Raw genomic sequence first — 25,336 nt, forward strand, 5'->3', positions numbered from 1 at the left:
GGGATGGTTAAATATTCGAAAATTTCTAAGTGGATTCTTGGTGTTGGATTAGTGACAATAACATGTAATGGTTTGCAAATTCAAGCAGAGACAAAAGAGAAAAATGTGAAGAACGTATTACAAATGGAGCCGGTAGGAATACAGAAATCTGTTGATGAATTGGCGCACCCTTCAAAAGTACAAGAAAATGCATCTTTTACAAAACGGTTAAAATTAGCGGATTTATCGCAGCGTCCACTAGCACCAACCGATAATATTAAACCGTTAGCTGAAGAAAAACAGTATTCGATGGCTGAGTTAAATCAATTAAATAACAAACAATTAACTGATCTTCTTGTGACAATTAAATGGTATCAAATTCCGGAATTATTTCAGTTTAATAGTGATAGTCTTAAATTCTATCAAGATGATAGCCGAATGCAAGCAATTATTAATAAACTAGCAGAACAAGGACAAGCTTATACGAAAGATGATTCAAAAGGGATTGAAACATTAGTAGAAGCTCTACGTGCAGCATTTTATTTAGGTTTTTACCATGATGAATTAAGCAAACTAAATGAGCGTAGCTACCATGATAAATGTTTACCAGCTTTAAAAACAATTGCAAAAAATCCAAATTTCAAACTTGGTACATCAGAACAAAATAAAGTAATTGCATCATATGGAAAATTAATTGGAAATGCATCAGCAGATGTTGAAACGGTTTTATATGCAGGTGAAATTTTTAAACAATATAATGATAATCTTGCGACTTTCATTGAAGACCGAACAAAAGGAGACGCTATATATGAGTTGATGAAGGGAATTGACTTTGATATTCAGACGGATATGTACACGACTGGAAAAGAGCCAAAAGATACGATGTGGTTTCGGAATATCGATAACTTTATTAATGAAGTAAATCGTTTTGCACTACTTGGTACAGTAACAAATAAAAACGGATGGTTAATTAATAATGGAATTTATTATGCTGGCCGATTGGGCAAGCTTCATAGCACGCCGACAAAAGGACAACAAGTTGTTACAGATGCAATGCGAATTTATCCATATTTAGGAGAGCAATACTTTGTTGCGGCAGAACAAATTACTACAAATTATGGAGGAATAGATGCGAATGGAAAAACTGTAAATTTAGATCAAATTCGAGAAGAAGGTAAAAAGAAATATTTACCGAAAACGTACACGTTTGATGATGGAGCAATTGTCTTTAAAGCTGGGGATAAAGTTAGCGAAGAGAAAATTAAACGTCTATACTGGGCGGCAAAAGAGGTGCGTTCTCAATTTTATCGTACAGTTGGTAGCGATAAACCACTTGAAAGTGGACATGCTGATGATGTGTTAACGATGGTTATTTATAATAGCCCAGATGAGTATCAATTTAATCGTCAACTGTACGGATATGAAACGAATAATGGTGGGATTTATATTGAAGGGACAGGGACTTTCTTTACATATGAACGTACACCAGAGCAAAGTATTTATAGTCTGGAAGAATTGTTCCGCCATGAATTTACGCACTACTTACAGGGAAGGTACGAAGTTCAGGGATTATGGGGACAAGGAGAAATGTATCAAAATGAACGTTTAACATGGTTTGAAGAAGGAAACGCAGAGTTCTTTGCAGGTGCAACGCGATTAGATAGTGTAGTACCGCGAAAAAGTATAATTGGTGGGTTATCTAATGATCCTGCAAAACGTTATACAGCATCACAAACATTAAATGCGAAATATGGAACGTGGGATTTTTATAATTATTCGTTTGCGCTGCAATCATATATGTATAATAAGCGCCCTGAAATGTTCGATAAAGTGCATGATTTGATTCGCGCAAATGATGTTTCAAGTTACGATGCATACCGTGCTACATTAAGCAAAGATAATAAGTTAAATGAAGAATATCAATCTTATATGCAAATGCTTATTGATAATCGCGATAAGTATACAATCCCACAAGTATCAGATGAGTATTTAACTCAGCATGATCCAAAATCGCTTTCGGACATTACTTCAGATATTACGAATGAAGCGAAATTAAAAGATGTGAAAGTAACAAAGAATAAATCACAATTCTTTAATACATTTACACTACAGGGGACATATACAGGAAGTGCGGCTAAAGGAGAAGTTGAGGACTGGAAAATGATGAATGAAGCAACAAATGATATGTTGAAACGTCTTTCAGGAAAAGAGTGGACTGGATATAAAACATTGACTGCTTATTTTGTAAATTACCGTGTAAATAATGCTGGGCAATATGAATATGATGTTGTGTTTAGCGGAGTGAATACGGAAGAAGGTACGGCTGTAGAAAAAGAACCAAATAATTCATTTGAAACAGCAAACCCACTATCTTTGAATATTTTGTTAAGAGGAACCTTGAGCGATCAAGATCAGGGGGATAAATTTGTTATTGATGTAAAGGATCAAAAAGATTTACAAATTTCTGTTACGAACGAACAAAATCTTGGACTGAACTGGGTATTATATTCTGAATCAGATCTAAATAATTATGTAGCTTATGCAACAAAACGTGATGGAAACAAATTGCTTGGAAATTATAATGCAAAGCCAGGGAAATATTACTTAAGTGTATATAAGTATGGTGGTGGAACAGGGAATTATACGGTACAAGTAAAATAGTTTACTATAATTCATTTTGAAAGGAAACTTATTACATTTTTAGCGAAATAAAGTATGTAATGTTAAAAATTAAACTATATCAATATATCCCTGTTCTAATTATAGAACAGGGATATATTGGCTTTATATTTTTAAATTAAATAATCTCATTGGATTTTGACAAGAAAATAATTAATATAGATTTGAATTCTCATTCGTAAAGCATGTTTTAATCTTCTTAATGGTCTTTCATTTTTGTCTCAATGCTTGTTTTCAAATCAGTTGATACTCGATTGAAATACCCCAAAACGACCTCCCTAATATCATCAGAGATAACTTTCAAATCACTAGCTAAGTTTTTAGCAAGATGTTCTTTTTCAATCGGTTTTAACTTCGTATAAAATTCAGTAGGCTGCGTAAAGTCATCCTGTTTCGTAATAGAAGTTCTTTCAAGTTTACCTTCAACGTATCTTCCGTCACCGCTCGTTATTTGATTAGCAGGCGTCCAATTTTGCTGTTTGTTAATTGCCAATTTGCGAAATTCGGAACCAATTCTTCTTCTTTGAGAATCACTGTAAATGTTAGCACGCCCTTGCAGCATTTTATCATCTGATAGTTCTGCACCGTCTAGTAAATTAGAAGGGGAGAAGGCGACTTTTTCTACTTGCTCCATATAATTTTCAGGATTTTTATTTAATACCATTTTGCCTACTGGTATAAGAGGATACTTCTTTTCATCCCATACTTTTGTATCATCTAAAGGGTCATAAGAAAGATGTGCTTCATCTTTCGGATCCATGAGCTGGACATATAAACCGTATTCTACTGGTTTACCATTTGCAATTGCATCATATAAATCTTTCCCGCTATAATCAGGGTTTTCAGCAGCCAGTTTATTCGCTTCCTCACTAGTAATGTATTGAACACCTTCAAAGGGGTACCAATGATACTTTACATACTTTCGATGACCTTCTGCATTTCTCCATACATATGTATTAACACTATGTCCTGGGATGTGGCGAAGACTTTTGGCCGTACCAGCATCAGAATATAAATGGACAACGAAATGAATGGATTCAGGCGCTCTAGCGACAAAGCTCCAAAATCTATTAGGGTCTATTAAGTTATTTATAGGTGAAGGTAACAACGCTTGAATCGTTTCAGGGAAACGAATCGGATCACGAACGGAAAAGACAGGGATGTGATTACATAAAAGATCGAAAATGCCTTCTTCTGTATAAAACTTTGTAGAAAAACCGCGTACATTTCTAGAAGTGTCAGGTGTTCCTTTCGTACTAACGGCTAATGAAAATCGCACCATAACAGGAACTCTCGCATTAGAATTTTGTAAAAAACGTAGTTTAGTATGTTCAGACATTGGATAGATTGTTTGAAAATAACCGAACGCACCAAATCCTTTTACATGAACAGGTCTTTCTAAAATTTTTTCGTGAATAAATTCTTGTAGCGTCTCGTGAAGTACACTATCTTGCTTTAGAACAGGTCCACGTGAACCAACTGTTTGTGAGTGAAGTATAGCTTGTTCATTACGTTCTCTATTTTCATTAAAGTCATTCCCTAGTAAAGATTGCCCCTGTTTATCATAGTTTTCATCCATCTATATAGCCTCCAAATCTTTTTTGTCCATTGTTACTAAATATGATTTCATAGCCTTGATTATGTATGACAAGCACAGTCCAAAATGGTAACAGACCGCTAGATGAAAAAAATGCACATGTAGTGGACCTGTTGAAATAGAAGAAATTATGGAAAAATGAATATCGGGAAGAAAATTACTATGAAAATTTCAATCTAAAAAATGAATTTATACATGACTTTATAGAGAATGAACATAAATAAACAGGGAAAATAACTAGGAGGAATATAAAATGTCGGATTGGTTTCAATTAGATAAAGAATATATGATGTCTACATATTGTCGTACAGAGGTTGCAATGGAAAGGGGAGAAGGGTGTAAACTGTATGATGTAGATGGTAAAGAGTATTTAGATTTATTTTCTGGCGTAGGAGTAAATGTATTAGGATATAATCATCCTAAAATTGTACAAACGACAATGGAGCAAGTTGCGAAATCGTTGCATTTACCGTTTCATTTTTTAAACCCAGTTGCAATTGAGTATGCAAAGAAATTAGTAGGTTGTACTTTAAAAAGCGGAAAAGTCTTTTTTACAAACTCTGGTACGGAAGCGACAGAAACGACATTAAAATTAATTGATAAATATAGATTTATTGCGAATGAAGAGCGTGATGGAGTAGTTGTGTTAAAAGATAGTTTTCACGGGAGGACGTTAGGGGCACTACATTTTACGAGACAAGAAAAGGTATATCAAAATTTCCCTAAAACATCTATTCCTGTATATGAAGTAGAGCGCGAGAATATAGACCAATTAGAAGAAACCATTATTAAAGAAAATCCAATTGCGATTATGCTAGAGCCTGTTTTAGGTAGCGGGGGGATTTATCCTTTATCAAGTGAATATTTACATGGTGTTCAAAATTTATGTGAAAAATATAATGTACTTCTTGTCGTTGATGAAGTTCAAAGTGGAATGGGTCGAACGGGAAAACTATTTGCTTATCAAAATTTTAATATTACACCGGACATTATTCAAATCGGTAAAGGAGCAGGAGGCGGGATACCGCTAGGGGGAATTATTGTAGGTGAAAAGTTATGTGATGTATTTTCACCAGGAGATCATGGGACAACGTTTGCTCATTCATCAATGGGAACAGCATTAGGTTTAACTGTATTAAATACATTACTTGATGATGGGTTAATGCAAGAAGCTTATGAAACGTCACTATATTTAAATGACAAACTGCAAGACATTCAGAAAGAAAATTCTTATTATATTCAGGAAGTGCGTCATGCGGGGATGATGTTTGGGATAAGTGTGAATGACACGAATGAAAATGTGAAGAAATTACAGATTGAGTTAATGAATAAAGGGATGTTAGTCGATGTAACACAAGGGAATATTATTCGATTACTTCCGCCGTATATTATTACGAAAGAGGAAATTGACGCATTCACTTATGAGTTTATTTCCTGTGTTCATAACATAGCTGCTACAGCAAGTATTTAAAAAAATATAAAAAATATAAAAAGCTGAAAAAGCCGCTAAAATAGCGGCTTTTTCAGCTTTTTAAAATAGTAAATTACTTAACATAGAGAGCATCTCATTGGACAAATAATTAATTATGTGAAACAATAATAACAGATAAGGAGACGTTAATTTTCCTTAAGTGCTTCGAATTAATTTTATTCAATAAGAGAAGGTGTGCTTAAAGAAGTTAAATTAAATAAGGAGCTGTTTTATTATATGCAACAAAATAATGATTTAAATTTTGAACCTCAAGACGTTAATATTGTCAATCCTAAACAAGCCAGGAAAGCAGTAATTGCTACTGGTATAGGGAATGCAATGGAGTGGTTTGACTTCGGATTATACGCGTATTTAGCGGTTATTTTAAGTCAATTATTCTTCTCAGGTGTTGATAATAGTGGATTGCAGCTTGTACTTACATTCGGTACATTTGCAGCAGCCTTTCTCGTTCGACCAATCGGAGGTGTATTCTTTGGTAGAATAGGAGATAAGTACGGCCGAAAAATCGTGTTAAGTACTACTATTATTTTAATGGCACTTTCTACATTATTCATCGCATTACTACCAACCTATGAACAAATTGGTGTATGGGCACCAATACTACTTTTAGTTGCCCGAATGATTCAAGGCTTCTCTACAGGCGGCGAATATTCAGGTGCAATGGTTTATATCGCAGAATCTTCTCCAGATAAAAAGCGTGGTATACTCGGTAGTGGTCTTGAAATTGGAACACTCTCAGGTTACATTGCTGCATCGGTAATTGTTACCATTTTGACGTTATTGTTAACAGATGAGCAAATGCTCAGCTGGGGATGGCGTATTCCGTTCTTAGTAGCTGCACCAATTGGTTTGGTCGGTTTATACTTACGCCGTCATCTAGATGAATCTCCAATCTTTGAAGAGATGGAAAAAGCACAAGAGGAATCTGAAGACAATGAACAATTTTCATTTATGGATATTATTAAATATCACAAAAAAGACTTCTTATTAAGCACAGTAATTGTCGCCTTCTTTAATATTACAAATTATATGATTCTTTCGTATATTCCTTCTTATCTAACTCAAGTACTTAAAGTCGAAGAAACAACAGGCTTATTAATTATTTCTATTACGATGGCACTTATGATTCCACTAGCACTATATTTCGGTAAGTTAAGTGATAAAATTGGTAATAAACGCGTTGTGCAAATTGGTTTACTTGGTTTAACTGTATTTGCAATTCCAGCATTTTTACTAATAGGTAACGGACATATTGCAGCTATATTTGCAGGTATTTTCGTACTAGGTTTCTTCTTAAGTGTATATGAAGGAACATTACCTTCATTATTACCATCACTCTTTTTCACCGATGTACGTTATCGAGCACTTTCGATCTCATTTAATATTTCTGTATCGATATTCGGTGGAACAACACCACTCGTATGTTCATACTTAGTTCATGCAACTGGTAACCCGCTCGCACCGGCATTTTATTTAGCAGGTGTAAGTATTATTGGATTAGTTGTATTTAGTGTACTATTTGTTACGACTTCAGGGCGTGCGCTAAAAGGTTCATATCCTACAGTAGAAACGAAAAAAGAAGCACACCTAATCGCTAAAGAAGACCCTGAAGAAACACTTTGGTGGCATGAAGAGTCATTAGAAATTGAAGCAGGGAAGAATGCTTCCATTTAAAAAGTAACGTAGAAGTATAAAAAGACTCCTATGAATAAATAACGGGTTCAGTTACGGGAGAGAAAATATAAAATAACAAACAAAAAAGGGATGTAAATCACATATGATTTAGCATCCCTTTTTATATTGTTATTAAAATGTTTAAGCACTTTTATGTACTCTTGCTATTTTATATACTAAAACCATTGCTAAATTGGTTGTCTAGAAAGACCTTTAATGATAGCTCGTGGAGATGGTAAAAGTTATATCTATTCTAATTTTAATCCAAAATACGCACAAATGACTTTAACGATAATTCGAACCCATTATAACTTTTGTATGCCATTTACCACAAACGAAGGGAAAAAGAAAACAGTAAAAACATCAGTTTAACGATTGGGGATTATTGGAAAATCGTTTGATTTAAAAGATATAATTTAATTTAGATAGTTCACTCAAATAATGGTGGACTATATTTTTTTTAAAAGGTAAATGGAAATTTATGTTAAAATAATGATAGAGATTGTGAAAAAATGTTCTTAAACTAACGGTCAGGTTACTTTAAGCAGGATTTTTCAAAGGAAATGGTGAATATCATATTTTGAAGGGGTGGTTGCAGTGAAGTAAGTGATTTTTTTTATCTTGGTTAAATACTTTGAAGAAAGGGATTTATAACTATGAACACAAAACTAATAATAGTAGAAGGTTTACCTGGGTTTGGAAAATCAACCACTGCAAAGCTAATAAATGAAATTCTAAGCCAAAATAAAATTGAAGTTGAACTATTTTTAGAGGGAAATTTGAACCATCCAGCCGACTATGATGGTGTATCTTGTTTTAATAAATTTGAATTTGATAGATTATTATCTAACAGTGGAGATTTTAAAGAAGTGCTTCTTAAAAGAGTTCTAAAAAAAGGAAACAATTATTTATTACCATACAGAAAGATAAAAAATGAGTTTGGTGATCAGTTTTCGGACGAATTATTTAACGATATTTCAAAAAACGATATATATGAATTGCCATTCGATAAAAATGTTGAACTAATTGCTGACAAATGGAATGACTTTACTGAAAGTGCTCTAGACGACAATAAGGTTTATATCTTTGAATGTTGTTTCATACAAAACTCATTAACTATTGGGATGATTAAATATGGTGAACAAAAAGAAAAAATAATAAATTATGTAATGAAAGTTGCAAAAATCATAGAGAATTTAAATCCAATGTTATTGTATGTAGAACAAGATAATCTTGAATTTTCATTTAGGAAGGCACTAAAAGAAAGAACTCCAGAATGGTCCACAGGAATCGTCGACTATTACACTAACCAAGGCTATGGGAAAGAACATAACCATTCAGGTGTAGAAGGAGCGATAAAAGTTCTTGAAGCTAGAAGGAATTTAGAATTAGAAATATTCGATATGTTAAAAATGAAAAAAGAAAAAATCAATAATACAAAATATGAAATTGACTCATATAGCTCAATGTTAAAAGATAAGTTAACAATACAAATGGTGAAATAGCTTTTTGCACTAACTGGTACTTTAGTTGAAGAAGGAAATAAAAACGCTCAGAATATTTTCTGAGCGTTTTAGTTTGCTATTTATAATGCGAAATACATACAAATTATTGTGTTATTTCTAATGGTTATTAGCATTTTTCTCTCCCTAAACTGAGCACATGAATGAAAAAATAGGAGTCTTTTGTTGTCTTATTTCTTTCTTTTCTTCAAATGTTTTTGATATGCATAAAGCTTATGAATCTCTTCCTTAAATTCATGCAGAAGTACAGTGTTTTCACCATTTGAATAACGCACAGTATTATAAGCGTCTATAATAATATCACTTTGAATATTTACATCTTCTTCATCGTTTATTCTTTCTAGCCAAGCCTCAACAGTTTCTCCCCGTTTTCTATTTAAAGGAGGGGTTAACTTACTCTCTAGCTTGAAAATTTCTTTCCGAATTTCGTTATGTGGAGGTTTATTTCGTTTAAAACGATTTTGGCTCATTCCTTCTTTATCAGTAATGATAGTAGATTCGAAGGCGGGCATATTTGGTAAACTGAATTGTTTTCGTCTTTTTATTATTTTCCAAACAACGTAAATAGCAATGGTTGTACATACTATTATGGTAATGCTATTTATGAGAGTTGGATCAAAGGCACGCTGTCCAAACTCATCCTTAATTTGAGGATCCTTTAACTTCCCTTTATTCGACCAAAAATCATCAGTTTCTTTTAATTCAGCTGCTGAAAATAACGGATTGATAGCGTATCCGAATCCTAATGCAACTGTTTCTATGATATACGAAAAAATAAGTCGAATGAAAGGAAACACTTGAACAAGTACTATACTCATTACACCAATGGTAATGATGGAAGTGAAACGTAATAACTGTTGATTCCGATTTGCCCCAGTTAACCAAAATGTAATCATAATGTGTATAACTAATAGTAACAGCTTCCACAAAGGTGGAAAGGGCGCATAAAATATGGCTGAAATACTAAACCAAACAATACCGCCTAACGATTTTTGTACCGGATATCCTGGTCCGATTACATGTACGATAAAGAAGAAAAGCGGTAACATAATTGTGCCGAATAGAGAGAATGGGAGAAGGAAAGAACAACCGATTATTTGAGTAATGAACAGTATGACAAATCCTGTTGTTTTTTTCTTCATGAATTTATGAATAAGAAATACGCCTACATAGCCTGTTGCTAAAAATATGGAAATAGCAACAAGGTCATCCCTTTCTGTTAATAATGAAAGGAGGAGAAGCAAAATAAAGTCATTAACGTGATAGAGCCAAGTTTTCAACCGATTCCACCATCCCTTCGCTATTAATGAGGAACGTTGGCTGCGAGAGAAGAGGGGGTTCATTTCTTTGTAAACCAATGTATATCATTGTAGACGATCGCTCTCTCTTTCTCGTTACATAATGAAGGAATCCTTGTTTCGGAAGTAACGTACTATCATCTGAAATACGTGCTAATTCTTCTAAAGCTTTTGCATATTGCGTTTGCCCTTCATGTAACGATAAATGTAATGCACCACCTTCTGCTAATACACTAATAAATAATTCAAACGGTATGTGATGCTTCGTTGCATATTGGCAAATGTATGTTGCGAATGAAATTAAATCTTCAACATTATCTTTCCAACCAAACCCGCGATCGGCAGCTAAAGAAAGACAAATCGTCCAACTATAATTTTTTACAGGTTCATATTGCTTCGCTTGTAATTGTTGCATTTTAGCAGATGCTTTCCAATGAATAGAGCGGAAAGACTCGCGCTCATATCGCTTTACACCGATAATAGATGTTTCATCATTGTAAAAAGAAAAATTGGTTCGATAAGATCCATTTAAAAGTTGCTGAAGTTCTTGCAAACCTGCGACTTCTTTAGGTGATGGATACACAATAATTTCAGTTTTTAACTTATCGAAAACGGGTAGGTGTACAGTTAATAAATGAAAAGGATCTTTTAATACACATTCAAACTGTTCAATTTGAAACACACCACGTTTCGTTGCGGTTAATGTTAAATCCCACTTTTGTGCCGAATGTGCAGGTTGTGAAAATGGAAAAGAGAATAACGTTTTTGATATTTGTTCAATTCCTTGATCTTTATGCTGTATAAGAGACGAATCTAAATGAAAATAACAAACACCATTAACGAGTGGTATGTTTGCACCATTTTTTAAATGAATAAAAAACTGTCCAGATTCATCAGGGAAAAGCCGAGTTGTTTGTTTTTCGTTAATTACTTGGAATTTTTTCTCTATGTAAGCGACATATTTATAAATGAAAATCGCAAATAAATAATAGGAGAAAAAGAGAAACATAATGATTCGTTGCGGCATAAAAAACGTAAATAGTATAGCGCCTGGCACAGTTAGTTGAATAATATGGAGTTGAAAAAATAAAGGTACAGTTAAAACGCGCTGTCCATTCATGCTTGCTCAATCTCCACAGGTACGTCAATTTCTTTTAAAATACTTTGCATAATATCATTTTTTGTCGTGCGTAAAGCACCTTCCATTGATAAGACAATACGGTGATTCCAAACAGAAGGAGCTAAAAATTGTATATCTTCAGGGGTGCAATATTCTCTCCCGCGTAAGAAGGTTAATGCTTGAACTGCGCGCACTAAAGAAAGTGTGGCACGTGGGCTTACACCGTTAGCGATATAATCGTGATTTCGAGTAGCTTGCGCAAGTTTAATTATGTAATGTTCTAACGGTTCTGATATGAAAATTTCTTTTACTTGTTTCTGTGATTCTAATATATCTTCTAATGAGATAACAGGTGTGACACGTTCTAATGGTATATCGTTACGAAAACGTCGCATCATTTGTAACTCATCTTTAGGAGTAGGATAACCGATTGAAATCGTCATTAAAAAGCGATCAAGCTGTGCATCTGGAAGAGGGAAAGTCCCTTGTGATTCAATTGGGTTTTGCGTTGCAATAACAAAGAACGGTTTCGGGAGAGGAGTAGACTGTTTTTCAAGCGTCACTTGTCGCTCTTCCATCGCTTCTAACAAACTAGACTGTGTTCTCGGCATTGCACGGTTAATTTCATCTGCTAGCAAAATGTTTGTCATAATTGGTCCAATTCTTAACTCAAATTCACTTGTTTTTGGGTTGAAGTATTCAATACCTGTTACATCACTTGGAAGTACATCAGGGGTGAATTGAACACGAGAAAAACTACCACCAATACTTTTTGAAATAGTTTTCGCCAGTAACGTTTTCCCAGTACCAGGCACGTCTTCGAGTAGTACATGTCCATCAGCAAGCAGTGAAACAAGCAGTAGATCAATAACATTTTCCTTACCGACAAAAACAGATCCTATGTTTTCTTTCAATTTATTTATCATATGTACCATTCCTTTCATTATAAAAGAGCTAATATTTCTATATTTTAACAAATTATTCAGAAAATTGGTATCATTTTTTAATTCAAAGAAATGGATATTTAATTATTAAATTACTCTTGCATATTTTGGAATATGATTATACAATATCGATATACGATGTATCGTGAGTCGATATATCATAAGACGATGTATCGGAGGTGGTTATAATGAATGCGAAAGCGCAAAAATATATTCCGTTAACTGAGGCGACATATTACATACTGTTGTCACTAGTGAAACCAATGCACGGATATGGAATTATGCAAATGGTAGAAGAGATGACAAATGGAGAAGTAAAACTCGGTCCTGGTACATTATACGGGAATACGACGAAATTACTTAAAGAAAAATTAATTGTTGAAGTTGCCTCTACAGATAGAAAGAAGTGCTATGAGTTAACGCCGTTTGGGAGAGAAGTGTTAGAGCTCGAGTATAACAGGTTACAGAGATCTGTAAGGAATGGGAATAGTATATTAGGGGAGTGAATGGAATATGGAGACTAAAAGGGTATTCAAATTTTTTACGGCATGGAATTTAGAAAAAGAAGAAGCTTTTTTACGAAAGATGCATCAACATGGTTGGGGATTACAAAAATACAATTTAATATATACGTTTAAGAAAACTGAGCCAAAAGATGTAATATATAAAGCTGATTTTAGATTGGTTTATAGAGATTCGAAAGAACAACAACAAGAGTATTTCGAAATATACGAAATGTCAGGTTGGAAACGCGTAACAAGTTTCACAAGATGGAATTATTTTTGTAAAGAAGTAGAAGAGGTTAATGAATTGCCTGATATTTACTCAGAAAAGGAGACGAGGATACAAAAACTAAATGAATTATTGCTATTCCTTGTTATTATATCAGCAAGTATATTACCATCAATGTATAACCTATTTTTAAGCCCGATGGAATCAAGAGTGCCAATGTGGGCGAAAGTTACGACAGGCCTTTCAGGTTGCATGTGGATGTACTTCTTTATAAGACTCTCTTGGAAAATCAAAAAATTAAAAAGTGAAATATTATAATAAAGAGTGGAGTTTAAAAGAAGTTGATGAGAGGAAATACGAAATACCGGGATTAACTTCTTTTGTTTCTATATAAACGTAATTTGCTCACTCTTTTTTATATAATAAAAACTATGCAATTAAGGTGTAGAACTACTAGTTAAAGTATTATAACCAAATAAAAATCATAAATGAATAAGAAATGATTCTTAATAATAAACCACTAGTTAAAATAATCTGAAATCCTAAATATTAATATTACTTGATGTATTGTCCTTTTTTGAATATTAACAAAAGAGTGCGAAGTTTAACATATAATAAGGAAGAAATACGTTTTTTTACCGTATTAAACGGAAAAATCCCTTATAGAAAACTCTATTTCTATAAGGGATAATAATGTTTTTATTAGAAAGACTGATTTTGAGCAGGTTTAATAAATTGTTCTGGGTTTTCAACAAGCCCACATACAGCGCATTGGACGCGATAAGTAGGTCCTTGATAGGCCATATGAAAAGCATTCATTGTGTCATTTGTGTATTCTTCTTCTACTTGACCAGTTTGTGGGTTTAATTTGACTGGTTTTACTTGTTGCTCAAGAATATTAAAGCGAGTACGGTTCGTTTTACAGCTTGGACATAGCATTGGTTCCATATGTATACACCTCCATTTGTATCATTTCTTAAACTCTTTAATTTTATGCAAGCAAAAAACTTTCTCAATATAAATAGGTGTTTAATGTATTTAAAATTCAGAAAAAATAAAATATAATAAAAGTACGAACTGGTTATGTCCAAACCAAATCTCCTGTTTTATGCCAATAAGCTGGGGGGCCGAGAAATCGGCCTCATTTTTTTTGCTCATTACTACAAGGAACAAAGTTTTTGTGAGACTTTTGTCGAAATTTTAGGGATAGATATAAAGGGGGATGTAAAATGGATTTGAAAATGAAGTACATCATTTTATATGTAGAAAAGTTTGAGGAATGTTTAAAATTCTATAAAGATATTTTACAGTTACCTATAAAAGCAGAGCACGGTACATATATTGAATTTAATACTGGAACTACCATTTTAGCGATGAATACGCGGCAAGATGTGAAAGAATTAACAGGACTACCGCTTACAGAAGGTGAATTACAGTCTTCTCATTTCGAATTAGGATTCGTTGTTGAGAATGTACAAGAAACGATTGAGCAATTTAGAGAACAAGGAATCAAGATTTTAGTTGAACCTATTGTAAAACCGTGGGGACAAACAATTGCCTACATTGCTGATCCAGATGGAAATTATATTGAAATTTGCAGTTCATTAGAATAGAGGGTGAAAGAGAGATGGGATTTCCGAAACTAGAAACAGAACGTTTACGACTAAGAGAACTTACACTATTAGATGCAGAAACGCTGTTCCAATATTTTTCGAAAGAATCAGTTATACGTTATTTCGGAATGGATTCTTTTGAAAATATTGAGCAAGCGAAAACAACGATTCAAACGTTTAAAAATCGTTATGAAGAGGGCAGTGTATTTCGCTGGGGAATCGAGAAAAAAGGGACAGGCCAATTAATCGGAACGTGCGGATTTCATTTAATTAATAATAATCATAAACGAGCTGAAATTGGTTATGAATTAGATGATACGTATTGGGGACAAGGATATGCATCGGAAGCATTACAAGCGATTTTAGCTTACGGATTTGAAATGTTGCAACTGATAAGAATCGCAGCGGTTGTATATGTAGAAAATAAAGCTTCTCAAAAGCTGTTAATAAAAGCAGGATTTCAAGAAGAAGGATTACTTCGAAAACATATGATTCAAAATGGAGTTGCTCATGATACCATTTTATATTCTTTATTAAAAGAAGAGTGGAAGAAGTAATGAGTACAAACGAACTTATAACGATTATGAAGAAGCATAGGGAAAATAGATTCATTTTAGGTATAGATGGTTTAAGTCGTTCAGGAAAAACAACATTCGTAGCAAATTTAAAAGAAAATATGAGACAAGAAGGCATTCCGTTTCATATTTTCCATATTGATGATCATATAGTGGAGCGTAATCGACGCTATTATACAAACCATGAAGAATGGTATGAGTATTATTGTTTACAGTGGGATATTACATACTTGAGGCAGAAGTTTTTTCAGAAGTTACAACATGAGACAAAATTGACTTTGCCTTTTTATCAAGAGGAAACAGACTCATGTGAAATGAAAAAAGTACAGATTCCTATTGTAGGCGTAATTGTTATTGAAGGAGTTTTTCTGCAGAGAAAAGAATGGAGAGATTTCTTTCATTATATGGTCTATTTGGACTGTCCAAGAGAAACAAGGTTTCTACGTGAGAGTGAAAAAACGCAGAAAAACCTTTCAAAGTTTGAAAATAGGTATTGGAAAACAGAGGATTATTACTTAGAAATGGAATCGCCGAGGGATAGGGCGGATTTAGTCATTAAATGATTTGAACATAGAAGGTGAATAGAATGAATATTTTATGGGATTTTGATGGGACGTTATTTGATACGTATCCTGCATATACAATGATGCTTTCTGAAATATTAGGTGATTCAGTAGAAAAACAAGAAATATACAAAAACTTAAAAATATCATAATCTCATGCAATTCAGTATTATAATATTTCATGCGAGCAGGAAGAAAAGATTAAAGTTTTGAAGGGAAAATTCACGCCAAAAGATATGAAACCTTTTGCAGGTGTCGAAGAGGTTTTGAAATTTGCAGATAAAAATGTGATTATGACCCATAAACATAGGGCTGGAGTTATGGACATTTTAAAATATTATGGCTGGGAAAAATACTTTGTAGATATGGTTACAATTGACGATGGCTTTCCCCGAAAGCCGAACTCTTTAGCTTACGATCATCTGCATAAAAAATACAATATTGATTTAGCTATTGGAGATAGAGAATTAGATTTATTACCTGCAAAAGAATTAGGTATTTCAACATGTATGTTTCAAGGTAATTGTGATGTAGCGGATTATTCTTTATCGCATTACTCGCAGTTTTTTAAGGTAGTGAGTGATAGAGAGTTTTCTTTATAAAAAAAGTTATTAATAAAGACTGTATCTTTCATTTTAAAGGTACAGTCTTTATTTTTTAGAGCTATTATATACCAATTGCCGTGGATTAAAGAATGATTGTCTATCTTTAGTAAAGAAATAGTCAGGTTAGTTGTTAGATAGAAATAAATTGACAGATAAAGTGATAGTGTCCATTTTATCTGCTTTTTATTATAACCAAATTATGGTTATTCATGCTAATATAAACTCATAGCTATATAGAAGGGGTGGGATTAGTATGAAAACAGAAATAGTTCCTAAAAAGAAGTACAGTATAATAAGCTATATATCTTTACTCATCGGCATTTTGTGTTTTCTATTCGTTTTTATAACGCCAACAAGGATAGCGAATGCAGGTAATATAGTTGGAGATTATATTACAATTGCCCTGACAGGTGTAGGTATCATGCTTTCAATAATCACAATGACGAAAAAAACAGAGAAGAAGGGGATTGCTATCCTTTCATTAATACTGTCCTCATCATTCTTTATATTTTGGATCATAGCAATTATCCTATTGTTTACTGGTCAAATTAGTTTTGCGCCGTAATGTGTAATAAAAAGAGTCCTTCTCGTATGAAGGACTCTTTTTATTCGGTATCTTCAGGTTGATATTCTAAAATATCCCCCGGTTGGCATTCTAATGCTTTACATATTGCTTCTAAAGTTGAAAAACGGACTGCTTTTGCTTTTCCATTTTTCAAGATAGAAAGGTTAGCCATTGTAATTCCAACCTTCTCCGAAAGTTCTGTGACACTCATTTTTCTTTTTGCTAACATTACATCAATATTAATAATAATTGCCATATTATTCACCTCAGACCGTTAAATCATTTTCTGATTTTATATCTATAGCATCTTTTAATAGTCTTTGGAGAACGGCAGCAAAGACCGCGATTACCATTGAAGCAAAAATCATAATCATTCCGATAATAATAATGCCAGGGGCGTCATCTCTCTCTGCCACGAGATAGAAAAGTGGCATACCTAATACATATAATACACTAATTGCCAATGCGCTGTACTTAATATTTTTTAAAGCTTTAACAGATAACTCTGAGAATGCGTTGTTTTTATCAATGTAGTTTAAAAGCTTAAATGTTTGGTACAGTGCGAAGTAATAAGGTATTGCTGTTGCGTATAAATTGATAAATACAAGATATTTAATATATGAAATATCTGGATATAATTCTGCGGCGAAATTTCCTATTTTAGGGACTAAAAAAATGCACATAGCAAGAACAGGGATTCCGATCAGAATCACAACGGTCTTTAAAAAGAGTGTGGATCCTTGTTTCATAAAAAGCACCTCATTTATTTAATGTCTTATTAATTTAACACGAAATTTATTGTTTAACAATAAATTTTTATTTCTTTTAATCGAGGATTTATTGTTAAACAAGTAATTAATGTAAAGAATGCTAAATCTTTTTTATAAGATAGATGACACATACCTATATTTAATTAAAGAAAGAGAAAGTAACTATTGTTAGCTTTATGAGAATTGGGAACTAATAAAACATATGTAGGTTTTGGAATGGAAAAGGAAATAAGGTGTATTTAAATGAATGCAAAGTTTATGGAGGAACAATAATGTTGAATTATGGTGTGAAGATGAAAAAGTTACTATTAGTGGGAGCTATAATAGTAAGCGTATTAAGTACGGAAAGTATGATGAATTATCATACGGCCAAAGCTAAGGTGAAAAAAGTAGAACACCAGCCTAAAAATATAATTATGATGGTTATGGACGGAACGAGTTCAACGGCGACAACATTGGCTCGCTGGTATAAAGGGGCACCGCTTACGTTAGATCAAATTGTAACAGGAGGTGTTCGTACATATTCTGCAGAATCAGCTATTACAGACTCAGCGCCAGCAGCAACAGCATTAGCAACTGGAAATAAATCGAATTCAGGATATGTAGGCGTACTACCTTCTATTATAAATTCGCCTAACTTAAAGCCAATAAAAGAAGAGGACAAGTTACGGCCGGTCGCAAACGTATTAGAAGGTGCAAAACGTACTGGTCGTGCAACTGGAATTGTTGCTACATCTGAAATTCAGCATGCTACTCCGGCGGGATTCTCGGCTCACCATGTCAATCGCAAGCAATTTGACGTAATTGCGAAGCAGCAAGTATATCAAAATATAGATGTCGTATTAGGCGGGGGAAAAGCGGCGCTGCTACCTATGAAAAGTAATGGAATCCGAAAAGATGGTGAAAATTTAGTGAAGGTGATTCAAGACAAAGGATACGATTTTGTTGAAACGAAAGATGCGTTATTGAACTCCAAATCTAATAAAATTTGGGGCTCTTTCTCAAATCATGCTCTTGCGTTTGATATAGATCGTATAGCAACAAATCCAGAACAACCAACACTTTCTCAAATGACAGAAAAAGCAATTCAAACATTATCAAAAGACAAAGATGGTTTCTTTTTATTTGTAGAAGGTAGTAAGCCTGATTGGGCAGCCCATGCTAATGATCCAATTGGGATGATTAGTGATGTATTGGCATTTGATAAAGCGGTAGCAAAGGCGTTACAATTTGCGAAGAAAGATGGGGATACGATGCTTATAGCTTTAACTGATCATGGTAACAGTGGTATCTCTATAGGGAATAGGAATACGACAAAAGGATACAATACTACACCAGTTTCTGCATACATCGATCCATTGAAAAAGGCGGAAATGACACTTGAAGGAACTATAAATAAACTGAAATCTGATTTATCAAATGTAGAAGATGTAGCTAAACTATACGGTTTGGACAATTTAACTCATGATGAAAAAGAAAAATTAAAAGCGGCAAAAAAGAAAATGGATGTAGGACGAATCCTTACTATATTATTGGCTAATCGTGCAAATATCGGCTTTACGACAGGAGGACATACAGGTGAGGATGTATTCTTATATTCTTATGGACCTCAAAAACCAGAAGGCTTAATCCAGAATACAGACATTGCGAAGACGATGGCCAAAGCGATGGGCTTTAACTTAGAAGAAGTAACGAATAAAATATTTTTAGAGAGTGAACAAGCCTTTAAGAAAATCGGTGCAACTGTAACAGCCGACAAAACCGAAGGAGTAAACCCGTTACTCGTGGTAAAACATAATAAAGTAGAAGCACAACTATTTGGTAACAAAAATATAATTCGTATCAATGGTAAAGGGTATGAATTAGGAAGTATTATTGTAGAGAGTAATGGAAAGTGCTATGTACCAGAAGAAGCAATTCAACTATTTGTAAAGCATTCTCGTTAAAAAATTGCCAACCAGTTAAGCTAACTGGTGGCAATTTTTTGCGTTTATTCTAAATATAAGGGTTCGGATTGTTTTGGGAATTTTTCCAGATGAGACTTGTATAAACGTTAAAGGGGAATTATATTTTTTTCTTACATTAAAAAATTTCGTTTTGTAGAATAGAGAATTTATACATATAGTAAAGTCTAATGTATTATCAATTAATATTTACGAAAAATATATTAATACTTTAGAATTTCTTTAATTTTCATTATTTTTTATTTAATATTATTCGTTATATTTATAATGTGTTTATTTCAATTTATCGTATTGCAGCGCAATTTCATATAATTATAAAGCAATCCTCAAAATAAAATCTCCACTAGAGTAAATTTATTATTTTTTTTTGTCTTTTTTATCCCGCTATTTGCCGGGCAGTAAGACCCCCACCTCAAAAATCAGCGAAAGCAAAGAAGTTAGGTGGGGGTCGGGCTGCCTGTAAAAGCCCGATTGGTGAGGGCTGATTAAAGTTTCACTTTATTTACGAAAATTATTATGCAGCTAAGAAAACTGTAGTTTATTGGATTAGAGGTATATTAGAATTTAGTTGAAGAAAGAGAGAGGGAATAAAATGAATATAGTGCACTTACGTCCTAAACAGCGGTCTAAGTATCGTATTATGCTAGGGACGTGGTATTACTCTACAAAGAGATACATTCAGTGGTTAGTAGACGGAAAAACATATGCAAAAAGGCTCCAACAAGAAAAGCTACCTTGTACAGCAATTCAGCACCGAACGATATTACTTCGTAAGCTCAAAGATGTAGATATGTGGTATCAACAGAATAAGGTTGTTAATTTGAAAATTGCTGTTAAAAAACTAAATGGTATCGTCATTAGACCAGGAGAAACATTTTCTTACTGGCGTTTAATAGGTAAGCCTACGAGGAAAAAAGGGTATGTAGAAGGTATGGTATTACACTACGGATCGTTTAAAACAGGTATTGGAGGAGGTCTTTGTCAGCTTTCGAATTTAATATATTGGATGACTTTACATACACCACTGACAGTAACAGAACGATATCGTCATAGCTTTGATGTCTTTCCTGATTCTAGGCGAACTCAACCGTTTGGGAGTGGAGCGACTTGTTCCTATAACTATTTGGATTTACAAATTAAAAATGAAACGGACCAACCGTATCAACTTCACCTTTATATGACAGATGAATATTTAGTTGGTGAATGGAGAACAGTCTATCCGCAACTTTATCAATATGAAGTGTATGAGAAAGAACACTCAATTCAACCTGCATACTGGGGCGGTTATATACGACATAATGTGATTCAACGTAAAGTATATAATCAACAGAAACAGTTAATAGAAGATCAATATGTAACGGAGAATCACGCTATAATGATGTATGAACCACTATTAGCTTGTAATAATGAGAATAGTGAGTAATATGGTAATCCATAGATTAAATAGTATAGAAAATATTTAATTCTTATTTTTATTAAAAAAATATAAATCTCAGATTTACTGGATTTTGATTGTAACTAAGAACATATAAAAGTTCTAATAGAGGATGATAGAACAATGAGTAGGATACTAATTGGTAATTGGATAACAGATTGACCGTCTATATACAGAATGCCTAAAAAAGTTCACTGTTATTTATAGGAGAGTTTGTTTTTCTAACTTATGTATTTCACCCTGCATAAAAAATATTTCTCAACATTTTATTTGTTGAAAAATATTGAATATTCGTATTATAACGAATATTATGTTGTTATCGGCAAAAAACGATAATTTGCAGACACTGGGGAGGAAATACATTGAAAAAGAAAAAGAAATTAAAACCATTAGCCGTATTAACAACAGCAGCAGTACTAAGTAGTACGTTTGCTTTTGGAGGTCACGCAGCGTATGCTGAGACACCAACATCATCTCTACCAATAGATGAGCACTTAATACCGGAGGAGCGTTTGGCAGAAGCACTAAAACAACGGGGGGTAATTGATCAATCTGCATCACAAGCTGAGACGTCAAAGGCTGTCGAAAAATATGTTGAGAAAAAGAAAGGGGAAAACCCTGGGAAAGAAATCTTAACAGGAGATAGCCTTACGCAAGAAGCTTCTGATTTTATGAAAAAAGTAAAAGATGCAAAAATGAAGGAAAATGAACAGGCGCAGCAGCCTGAAGTAGGCCCAGTAGCTGGACAAGGTGCAGTATTGAACCCTGGGAAATTAAATGGAAAAGTACCTACTACATCAGCGAAACAAGAAGAATACAATGGAGCTGTTCGAAAAGATAAAGTACTTGTTTTACTTGTAGAATTTAGCGATTTTAAGCATAACAATATTGATCAAGAGCCAGGATACATGTATTCTAAGGACTTTAATCGTGAACATTATCAAAAAATGTTATTTGGTGATGAACCATTCACTTTATTTGATGGATCGAAGATTAACACATTTAAGCAATATTATGAAGAACAATCTGGTGGTAGCTATACAGTTGATGGGACTGTAACAGAGTGGCTTACTGTTCCAGGAAAAGCATCAGATTATGGTGCTGATGCGGGTACTGGTCATGATAACAAGGGGCCTTTAGGACCAAAAGATTTTGTGAAAGAAGCATTAAAAGCAGCGGTAGCGAAAGGAATCAATTTAGCAGATTATGACCAATTTGATCAATACGATCAAGATGGTGATGGAAATAAAAATGAGCCAGATGGCATTATTGATCATTTAATGGTTGTACATGCTGGCGTTGGTCAAGAAGCTGGCGGTGGTAAATTGAAAGATGATGCGATTTGGTCACATCGTTCAAAACTAGGTTCAAAACCATATGCAATTGATGGCACGAAATCTTCTGTTTCGAACTGGGGCGGAAAGATGGCTGCATATGATTATACAATCGAGCCTGAAGACGGAGCAGTTGGTGTGTTTGCGCATGAGTATGGTCATGATTTAGGCTTACCAGATGAATATGATACAAAGTACTCAGGACAAGGTGAACCTGTTGAGTCATGGTCTATTATGAGTGGTGGTAGCTGGGCTGGAAAAATTGCAGGAACAGAGCCAACGAGTTTCTCACCACAAAATAAAGAGTTTTTCCAAAAGAATATGAAGGGGAACTGGGCGAATATCCTTGAAGTAGATTATGACAAACTTAGCAAAGGAATCGGTGTTGCGACATATGTAGATCAAAGTACTACAAAATCTAAACGACCTGGAATCGTTCGTGTTAACTTGCCGGACAAAGATATAAAAAATATCGAATCGGCGTTTGGAAAGAAGTTCTATTACAGTACAAAAGGAAATGACATTCATACAACACTTGAGACACCAGTATTTGACTTAACAAATGCAAAGGATGCTAAGTTCGATTATAAGGCATTTTACGAACTTGAAGCGAAGTATGATTTCCTTGACGTATATGCGATTGCAGAAGATGGAACGAAGACACGCATTGATAGAATGGGCGAAAAAGATGTAAAAGGCGGCGCGGATACAACTGATGGTAAGTGGGTTGATAAATCATACGATTTAAGCCAATTCAAAGGAAAAAAAGTAAAACTGCAATTTGAGTACTTAACAGATATTGCAGTAGCCTATAAAGGATTTGCTTTAGATAATGCAGCCTTAACTGTAGATGGAAAAGTTGTTTTCTCTGATGATGCAGAAGGTCAGCCAGCAATGACGTTAAAAGGCTTTACTGTGTCTAACGGATTTGAACAGAAAAAACATAATTACTATGTAGAGTGGAGAAATTACGCTGGTTCTGACACTGCGTTACAACATGCGCGTGGCCCAGTATTTAATACAGGAATGGTTGTATGGTATGCGGATCAAAGCTTTACAGATAACTGGGTAGGCGTTCATCCAGGTGAAGGGTTCTTAGGAGTAGTAGATTCTCATCCAGAGGCAATTGTAGGGACATTAAACGGACAACCTACTGTGAAGAGCAGTACGCGTTATCAAATTGCCGATGCGGCATTTTCATTTGATCAAACGCCAGCTTGGAAAGTAAATTCACCAACTCGCGGTATCTTTGATTATAAAGGATTACCAGGAGTTGCAAAATTTGATGATTCTAAGCAATACATCAACAGCATCATTCCTGATGCAGGACGTAAGTTGCCGAAACTAGGACTGAAGTTTGAAGTAGTAGGCCAAGCTGAAGACAAGTCTGCAGGTGCAGTTTGGCTTCATCGATAAAATAAGGAAAACGAAGAGGAGCTGCCATAAGTCGGTGAAACTGACTTATGGCAGCTTTTTTCTTCTTGGGGAAAAGCTCGCTGTTTTTTATGTACTTATTGGAAAAATTCGAAGTTTCTTTAATAAATGAAATGTCCCGTCTGTCCAATTATAGAAGCTATTTTGGGCGTAAGTAATTTGTAAGTAATAAGTAAGAAAAAAGAGATTTTCATAGTATATAATATTTATTATATCTACTTTTAACACCTGATACTAATAGTGTGCTATAATATGAATTAGCAACAAAAAGGAAAGGAATTAGAACAATGACCTTAGAAAATACTAAAAATTTAAAAAAACAAGTTGCTCCTTTTGAAAAATCAACGATTAAAAAAAGTGTTTGGCAACTGATCAACACAATCGTGCCATTTATTATTTTATGGTACCTTGCTTATAAAAGTTTGTCAGTTTCTTATTGGTTAACATTAGTTCCAGCACTGTTAGCCGCTGGATTTATGACAAGGATTTTCATTATTTTTCATGATTGCACCCATTATTCGTTTTTTAAAAGTCGACGTGCAAATAGAATAGTTGGAACGTGTATGGGTGTTTTAACATTATTCCCATTTGATCAGTGGGGGCATGAGCATTCTATTCACCACGCTACGAGTGGTAATTTGGATAAGAGGGGTACAGGTGATATTTGGACGCTTACAGTAGATGAATATGTAGCAGCACCATTTAGACTCCGTTTAGCATATCGTTTATATCGCAATCCATTCGTTATGTTTGGGTTAGGCCCGATTTATGTTTTCCTGCTTAAAAATAGATTTAACCGAAAAGGTGCTAGAAAAAAAGAACGTATGAACACTTATTTAACGAATATTTTAATCGTTGCTATTATAGGAATGCTTTGCTGGGCAATTGGATGGCAATCGTTTCTTTTAGTACATGGTTCTATATTTTTAATAGCAGGTTCAATAGGTATTTGGTTGTTTTACGTACAGCACACATTCGAGGATTCTTATTTTGAAGAAGATAAAGAGTGGGAATATGTGAAAGCGGCAGTGGAGGGAAGTTCTTTTTATAAACTTCCAAAAATTTTGCAATTTCTAACGGGTAATATTGGATTCCATCATGTTCACCATTTAAGTCCAAGAGTACCTAACTATAAACTAGAAGAGGCACACAACAATACCCTTCCTTTAAAAAATGTACCAACAATTACGCTTGCTACAAGCTTGCGTTCACTCCGTTTCCGTCTTTGGGATGAGAAAAGTAACAATTTTGTTAGCTTTAAAGATGTCAAAAATATAATTAAAAATAATGTTTCTGTTCGGATGAAATCTGAACTATAATTGCATCGTATATAAAACTCCCCTTAATCATTTTCGATTTAAGGGGAGTTTTTGTTTAAAGATTAGATGCCAGATAAGAAGAAAAATTAAATGTTTCAAATTGTAATGGAAGCAGATTAGG

General features: G+C 34.0%; 21 protein-coding genes and 1 pseudogene. 15 read left to right on the top strand and 7 right to left on the bottom strand.

The annotated features are described in order from the left end of the window. Nucleotides 1-3 precede the first annotated feature (3 nt). Nucleotides 4-2,640, top strand: a complete 2,637-nt coding sequence (colA, locus tag C4S65_RS10505) for a collagenase ColA (RefSeq protein ID WP_086790418.1) — start codon at nucleotides 4-6, stop codon at nucleotides 2,638-2,640. A 217-nt stretch (nucleotides 2,641-2,857) separates the two neighbouring features. Here colA and C4S65_RS10510 read toward each other — a convergent pair whose 3' ends face one another. After that, nucleotides 2,858-4,237 (bottom strand): catalase, encoded by a 1,380-nt coding sequence (locus C4S65_RS10510; protein ID WP_061666970.1) that lies wholly within the window; start codon nucleotides 4,235-4,237, stop codon nucleotides 2,858-2,860. Nucleotides 4,238-4,508: 271 nt separating this feature from the next. Between C4S65_RS10510 and C4S65_RS10515 the strand changes: the two genes are divergently transcribed. From C4S65_RS10515 to C4S65_RS10525, 3 genes are all read left to right on the top strand, one after another. Continuing rightward, nucleotides 4,509-5,726 carry an aminotransferase class III-fold pyridoxal phosphate-dependent enzyme gene (locus C4S65_RS10515; RefSeq protein WP_086407394.1) on the top strand — a complete coding sequence of 406 codons (1,218 nt, stop codon included), beginning with the start codon at nucleotides 4,509-4,511 and terminating at the stop codon, nucleotides 5,724-5,726. Nucleotides 5,727-5,963: 237 nt separating this feature from the next. Continuing rightward, entirely contained in the window at nucleotides 5,964-7,421 is a 1,458-nt protein-coding gene (locus C4S65_RS10520; RefSeq protein WP_001186930.1) for an MFS transporter, read from the top strand. Between the two features lie 656 nt (nucleotides 7,422-8,077). Next, on the top strand, nucleotides 8,078-8,926 hold the full coding sequence (locus C4S65_RS10525) for a hypothetical protein (protein ID WP_086407395.1): 849 nt from the start codon (nucleotides 8,078-8,080) through the stop codon (nucleotides 8,924-8,926). A gap of 188 nt (nucleotides 8,927-9,114) precedes the next feature. Here C4S65_RS10525 and C4S65_RS10530 read toward each other — a convergent pair whose 3' ends face one another. From C4S65_RS10530 to C4S65_RS10540, 3 genes are read right to left on the bottom strand one after another with little or no spacing between them, the layout of a single operon-like run. Next, nucleotides 9,115-10,224: a DUF4018 domain-containing protein gene (locus tag C4S65_RS10530; RefSeq protein ID WP_061667991.1), complete on the bottom strand. Its 1,110-nt coding sequence runs from the start codon at nucleotides 10,222-10,224 to the stop codon at nucleotides 9,115-9,117. Next, entirely contained in the window at nucleotides 10,199-11,362 is a 1,164-nt protein-coding gene (locus C4S65_RS10535; RefSeq protein WP_001014348.1) for a DUF58 domain-containing protein, read from the bottom strand. The genes C4S65_RS10530 and C4S65_RS10535 overlap by 26 nt, the downstream gene beginning before the upstream one ends. Continuing rightward, nucleotides 11,359-12,288, bottom strand: coding sequence for a MoxR family ATPase (locus tag C4S65_RS10540; RefSeq protein WP_086407396.1), 930 nt, complete (start codon nucleotides 12,286-12,288; stop codon nucleotides 11,359-11,361). Before C4S65_RS10540 ends, C4S65_RS10535 begins: the two co-directional genes overlap by 4 nt. Before the next feature lie 206 nt (nucleotides 12,289-12,494). Between C4S65_RS10540 and C4S65_RS10545 the strand changes: the two genes are divergently transcribed. Together C4S65_RS10545 and C4S65_RS10550 are read left to right on the top strand one after the other, a co-directional pair. Continuing rightward, entirely contained in the window at nucleotides 12,495-12,812 is a 318-nt protein-coding gene (locus tag C4S65_RS10545; protein WP_000991891.1) for a PadR family transcriptional regulator, read from the top strand. A 7-nt stretch (nucleotides 12,813-12,819) separates the two neighbouring features. After that, complete coding sequence (locus C4S65_RS10550) at nucleotides 12,820-13,356, top strand: DUF2812 domain-containing protein (RefSeq protein WP_086407397.1); 537 nt, start codon at nucleotides 12,820-12,822, stop codon at nucleotides 13,354-13,356. 384 nt (nucleotides 13,357-13,740) lie between these two features. On the opposite strand, the gene C4S65_RS10555 is transcribed toward C4S65_RS10550, so the two are convergent. Then, the gene (locus C4S65_RS10555; protein ID WP_000433605.1) at nucleotides 13,741-13,986 is read right to left on the bottom strand and encodes a hypothetical protein; all 246 of its coding nucleotides are present in this window, start codon (nucleotides 13,984-13,986) and stop codon (nucleotides 13,741-13,743) included. Between the two features lie 281 nt (nucleotides 13,987-14,267). Between C4S65_RS10555 and C4S65_RS10560 the strand changes: the two genes are divergently transcribed. The 5 genes and pseudogenes from C4S65_RS10560 to C4S65_RS10580 all read left to right on the top strand — a co-directional run bounded on the left by C4S65_RS10560 (nucleotide 14,268) and on the right by C4S65_RS10580 (nucleotide 16,959). Next, nucleotides 14,268-14,651, top strand: coding sequence for a VOC family protein (locus tag C4S65_RS10560; RefSeq protein ID WP_000364499.1), 384 nt, complete (start codon nucleotides 14,268-14,270; stop codon nucleotides 14,649-14,651). Between the two features lie 14 nt (nucleotides 14,652-14,665). Continuing rightward, nucleotides 14,666-15,208: a GNAT family N-acetyltransferase gene (locus C4S65_RS10565; protein ID WP_000506677.1), complete on the top strand. Its 543-nt coding sequence runs from the start codon at nucleotides 14,666-14,668 to the stop codon at nucleotides 15,206-15,208. Then, nucleotides 15,208-15,789 (top strand): kinase, encoded by a 582-nt coding sequence (locus C4S65_RS10570; protein ID WP_086407399.1) that lies wholly within the window; start codon nucleotides 15,208-15,210, stop codon nucleotides 15,787-15,789. Before C4S65_RS10565 ends, C4S65_RS10570 begins: the two co-directional genes overlap by 1 nt. A 23-nt stretch (nucleotides 15,790-15,812) precedes the next feature. Then, nucleotides 15,813-16,391 (top strand): annotated as a pseudogene (locus C4S65_RS10575) (HAD-IA family hydrolase). 256 nt (nucleotides 16,392-16,647) lie between these two features. Further along, the gene (locus tag C4S65_RS10580; RefSeq protein ID WP_000845548.1) at nucleotides 16,648-16,959 is read left to right on the top strand and encodes a hypothetical protein; all 312 of its coding nucleotides are present in this window, start codon (nucleotides 16,648-16,650) and stop codon (nucleotides 16,957-16,959) included. A gap of 40 nt (nucleotides 16,960-16,999) precedes the next feature. Here C4S65_RS10580 and C4S65_RS10585 read toward each other — a convergent pair whose 3' ends face one another. Together C4S65_RS10585 and C4S65_RS10590 are read right to left on the bottom strand one after the other, a co-directional pair. Next, on the bottom strand, nucleotides 17,000-17,215 hold the full coding sequence (locus C4S65_RS10585) for a helix-turn-helix transcriptional regulator (RefSeq protein ID WP_000974619.1): 216 nt from the start codon (nucleotides 17,213-17,215) through the stop codon (nucleotides 17,000-17,002). 10 nt (nucleotides 17,216-17,225) lie between these two features. Continuing rightward, the gene (locus tag C4S65_RS10590) at nucleotides 17,226-17,708 is read right to left on the bottom strand and encodes a DUF2975 domain-containing protein (RefSeq protein ID WP_086407400.1); all 483 of its coding nucleotides are present in this window, start codon (nucleotides 17,706-17,708) and stop codon (nucleotides 17,226-17,228) included. Nucleotides 17,709-18,001: 293 nt separating this feature from the next. Between C4S65_RS10590 and C4S65_RS10595 the strand changes: the two genes are divergently transcribed. From C4S65_RS10595 to C4S65_RS10610, 4 genes are all read left to right on the top strand, one after another. Then, entirely contained in the window at nucleotides 18,002-19,675 is a 1,674-nt protein-coding gene (locus tag C4S65_RS10595; protein ID WP_086407401.1) for an alkaline phosphatase, read from the top strand. A 610-nt stretch (nucleotides 19,676-20,285) separates the two neighbouring features. Next, nucleotides 20,286-21,116, top strand: coding sequence for a VanW family protein (locus C4S65_RS10600; protein WP_001028247.1), 831 nt, complete (start codon nucleotides 20,286-20,288; stop codon nucleotides 21,114-21,116). A gap of 374 nt (nucleotides 21,117-21,490) precedes the next feature. Further along, nucleotides 21,491-23,878 carry an immune inhibitor A domain-containing protein gene (locus C4S65_RS10605; protein WP_098516898.1) on the top strand — a complete coding sequence of 796 codons (2,388 nt, stop codon included), beginning with the start codon at nucleotides 21,491-21,493 and terminating at the stop codon, nucleotides 23,876-23,878. 305 nt (nucleotides 23,879-24,183) lie between these two features. Next, on the top strand, nucleotides 24,184-25,215 hold the full coding sequence (locus tag C4S65_RS10610; protein WP_086407402.1) for a fatty acid desaturase: 1,032 nt from the start codon (nucleotides 24,184-24,186) through the stop codon (nucleotides 25,213-25,215). The last annotated feature ends 121 nt before the right edge of the window (nucleotides 25,216-25,336 follow it).

Origin of the sequence: Bacillus sp. ok061, assembly GCF_900108285.1 — a bacterium.
In the GTDB taxonomy this organism is placed as follows: domain Bacteria; phylum Bacillota; class Bacilli; order Bacillales; family Bacillaceae_G; genus Bacillus_A; species Bacillus_A thuringiensis_S.

Excerpts from the sequence above, each read along its gene's own strand:
- colA (WP_086790418.1), top strand. The coding sequence starts at position 4 with ATGGTTAAATATTCGAAAATTTCTAAGTGGATTCTTGGTGTTGGATTA.
- C4S65_RS10510 (WP_061666970.1), bottom strand. The coding sequence starts at position 4,237 with ATGGATGAAAACTATGATAAACAGGGGCAATCTTTACTAGGGAATGAC.
- C4S65_RS10515 (WP_086407394.1), top strand. The coding sequence starts at position 4,509 with ATGTCGGATTGGTTTCAATTAGATAAAGAATATATGATGTCTACATAT.
- C4S65_RS10520 (WP_001186930.1), top strand. The coding sequence starts at position 5,964 with ATGCAACAAAATAATGATTTAAATTTTGAACCTCAAGACGTTAATATT.
- C4S65_RS10525 (WP_086407395.1), top strand. The coding sequence starts at position 8,078 with ATGAACACAAAACTAATAATAGTAGAAGGTTTACCTGGGTTTGGAAAA.
- C4S65_RS10535 (WP_001014348.1), bottom strand. The coding sequence starts at position 11,362 with ATGAATGGACAGCGCGTTTTAACTGTACCTTTATTTTTTCAACTCCAT.
- C4S65_RS10540 (WP_086407396.1), bottom strand. The coding sequence starts at position 12,288 with ATGATAAATAAATTGAAAGAAAACATAGGATCTGTTTTTGTCGGTAAG.
- C4S65_RS10545 (WP_000991891.1), top strand. The coding sequence starts at position 12,495 with ATGAATGCGAAAGCGCAAAAATATATTCCGTTAACTGAGGCGACATAT.
- C4S65_RS10550 (WP_086407397.1), top strand. The coding sequence starts at position 12,820 with ATGGAGACTAAAAGGGTATTCAAATTTTTTACGGCATGGAATTTAGAA.
- C4S65_RS10555 (WP_000433605.1), bottom strand. The coding sequence starts at position 13,986 with ATGGAACCAATGCTATGTCCAAGCTGTAAAACGAACCGTACTCGCTTT.
- C4S65_RS10560 (WP_000364499.1), top strand. The coding sequence starts at position 14,268 with ATGGATTTGAAAATGAAGTACATCATTTTATATGTAGAAAAGTTTGAG.
- C4S65_RS10565 (WP_000506677.1), top strand. The coding sequence starts at position 14,666 with ATGGGATTTCCGAAACTAGAAACAGAACGTTTACGACTAAGAGAACTT.
- C4S65_RS10570 (WP_086407399.1), top strand. The coding sequence starts at position 15,208 with ATGAGTACAAACGAACTTATAACGATTATGAAGAAGCATAGGGAAAAT.
- C4S65_RS10580 (WP_000845548.1), top strand. The coding sequence starts at position 16,648 with ATGAAAACAGAAATAGTTCCTAAAAAGAAGTACAGTATAATAAGCTAT.
- C4S65_RS10585 (WP_000974619.1), bottom strand. The coding sequence starts at position 17,215 with ATGGCAATTATTATTAATATTGATGTAATGTTAGCAAAAAGAAAAATG.
- C4S65_RS10590 (WP_086407400.1), bottom strand. The coding sequence starts at position 17,708 with ATGAAACAAGGATCCACACTCTTTTTAAAGACCGTTGTGATTCTGATC.
- C4S65_RS10595 (WP_086407401.1), top strand. The coding sequence starts at position 18,002 with ATGTTGAATTATGGTGTGAAGATGAAAAAGTTACTATTAGTGGGAGCT.
- C4S65_RS10600 (WP_001028247.1), top strand. The coding sequence starts at position 20,286 with ATGAATATAGTGCACTTACGTCCTAAACAGCGGTCTAAGTATCGTATT.
- C4S65_RS10610 (WP_086407402.1), top strand. The coding sequence starts at position 24,184 with ATGACCTTAGAAAATACTAAAAATTTAAAAAAACAAGTTGCTCCTTTT.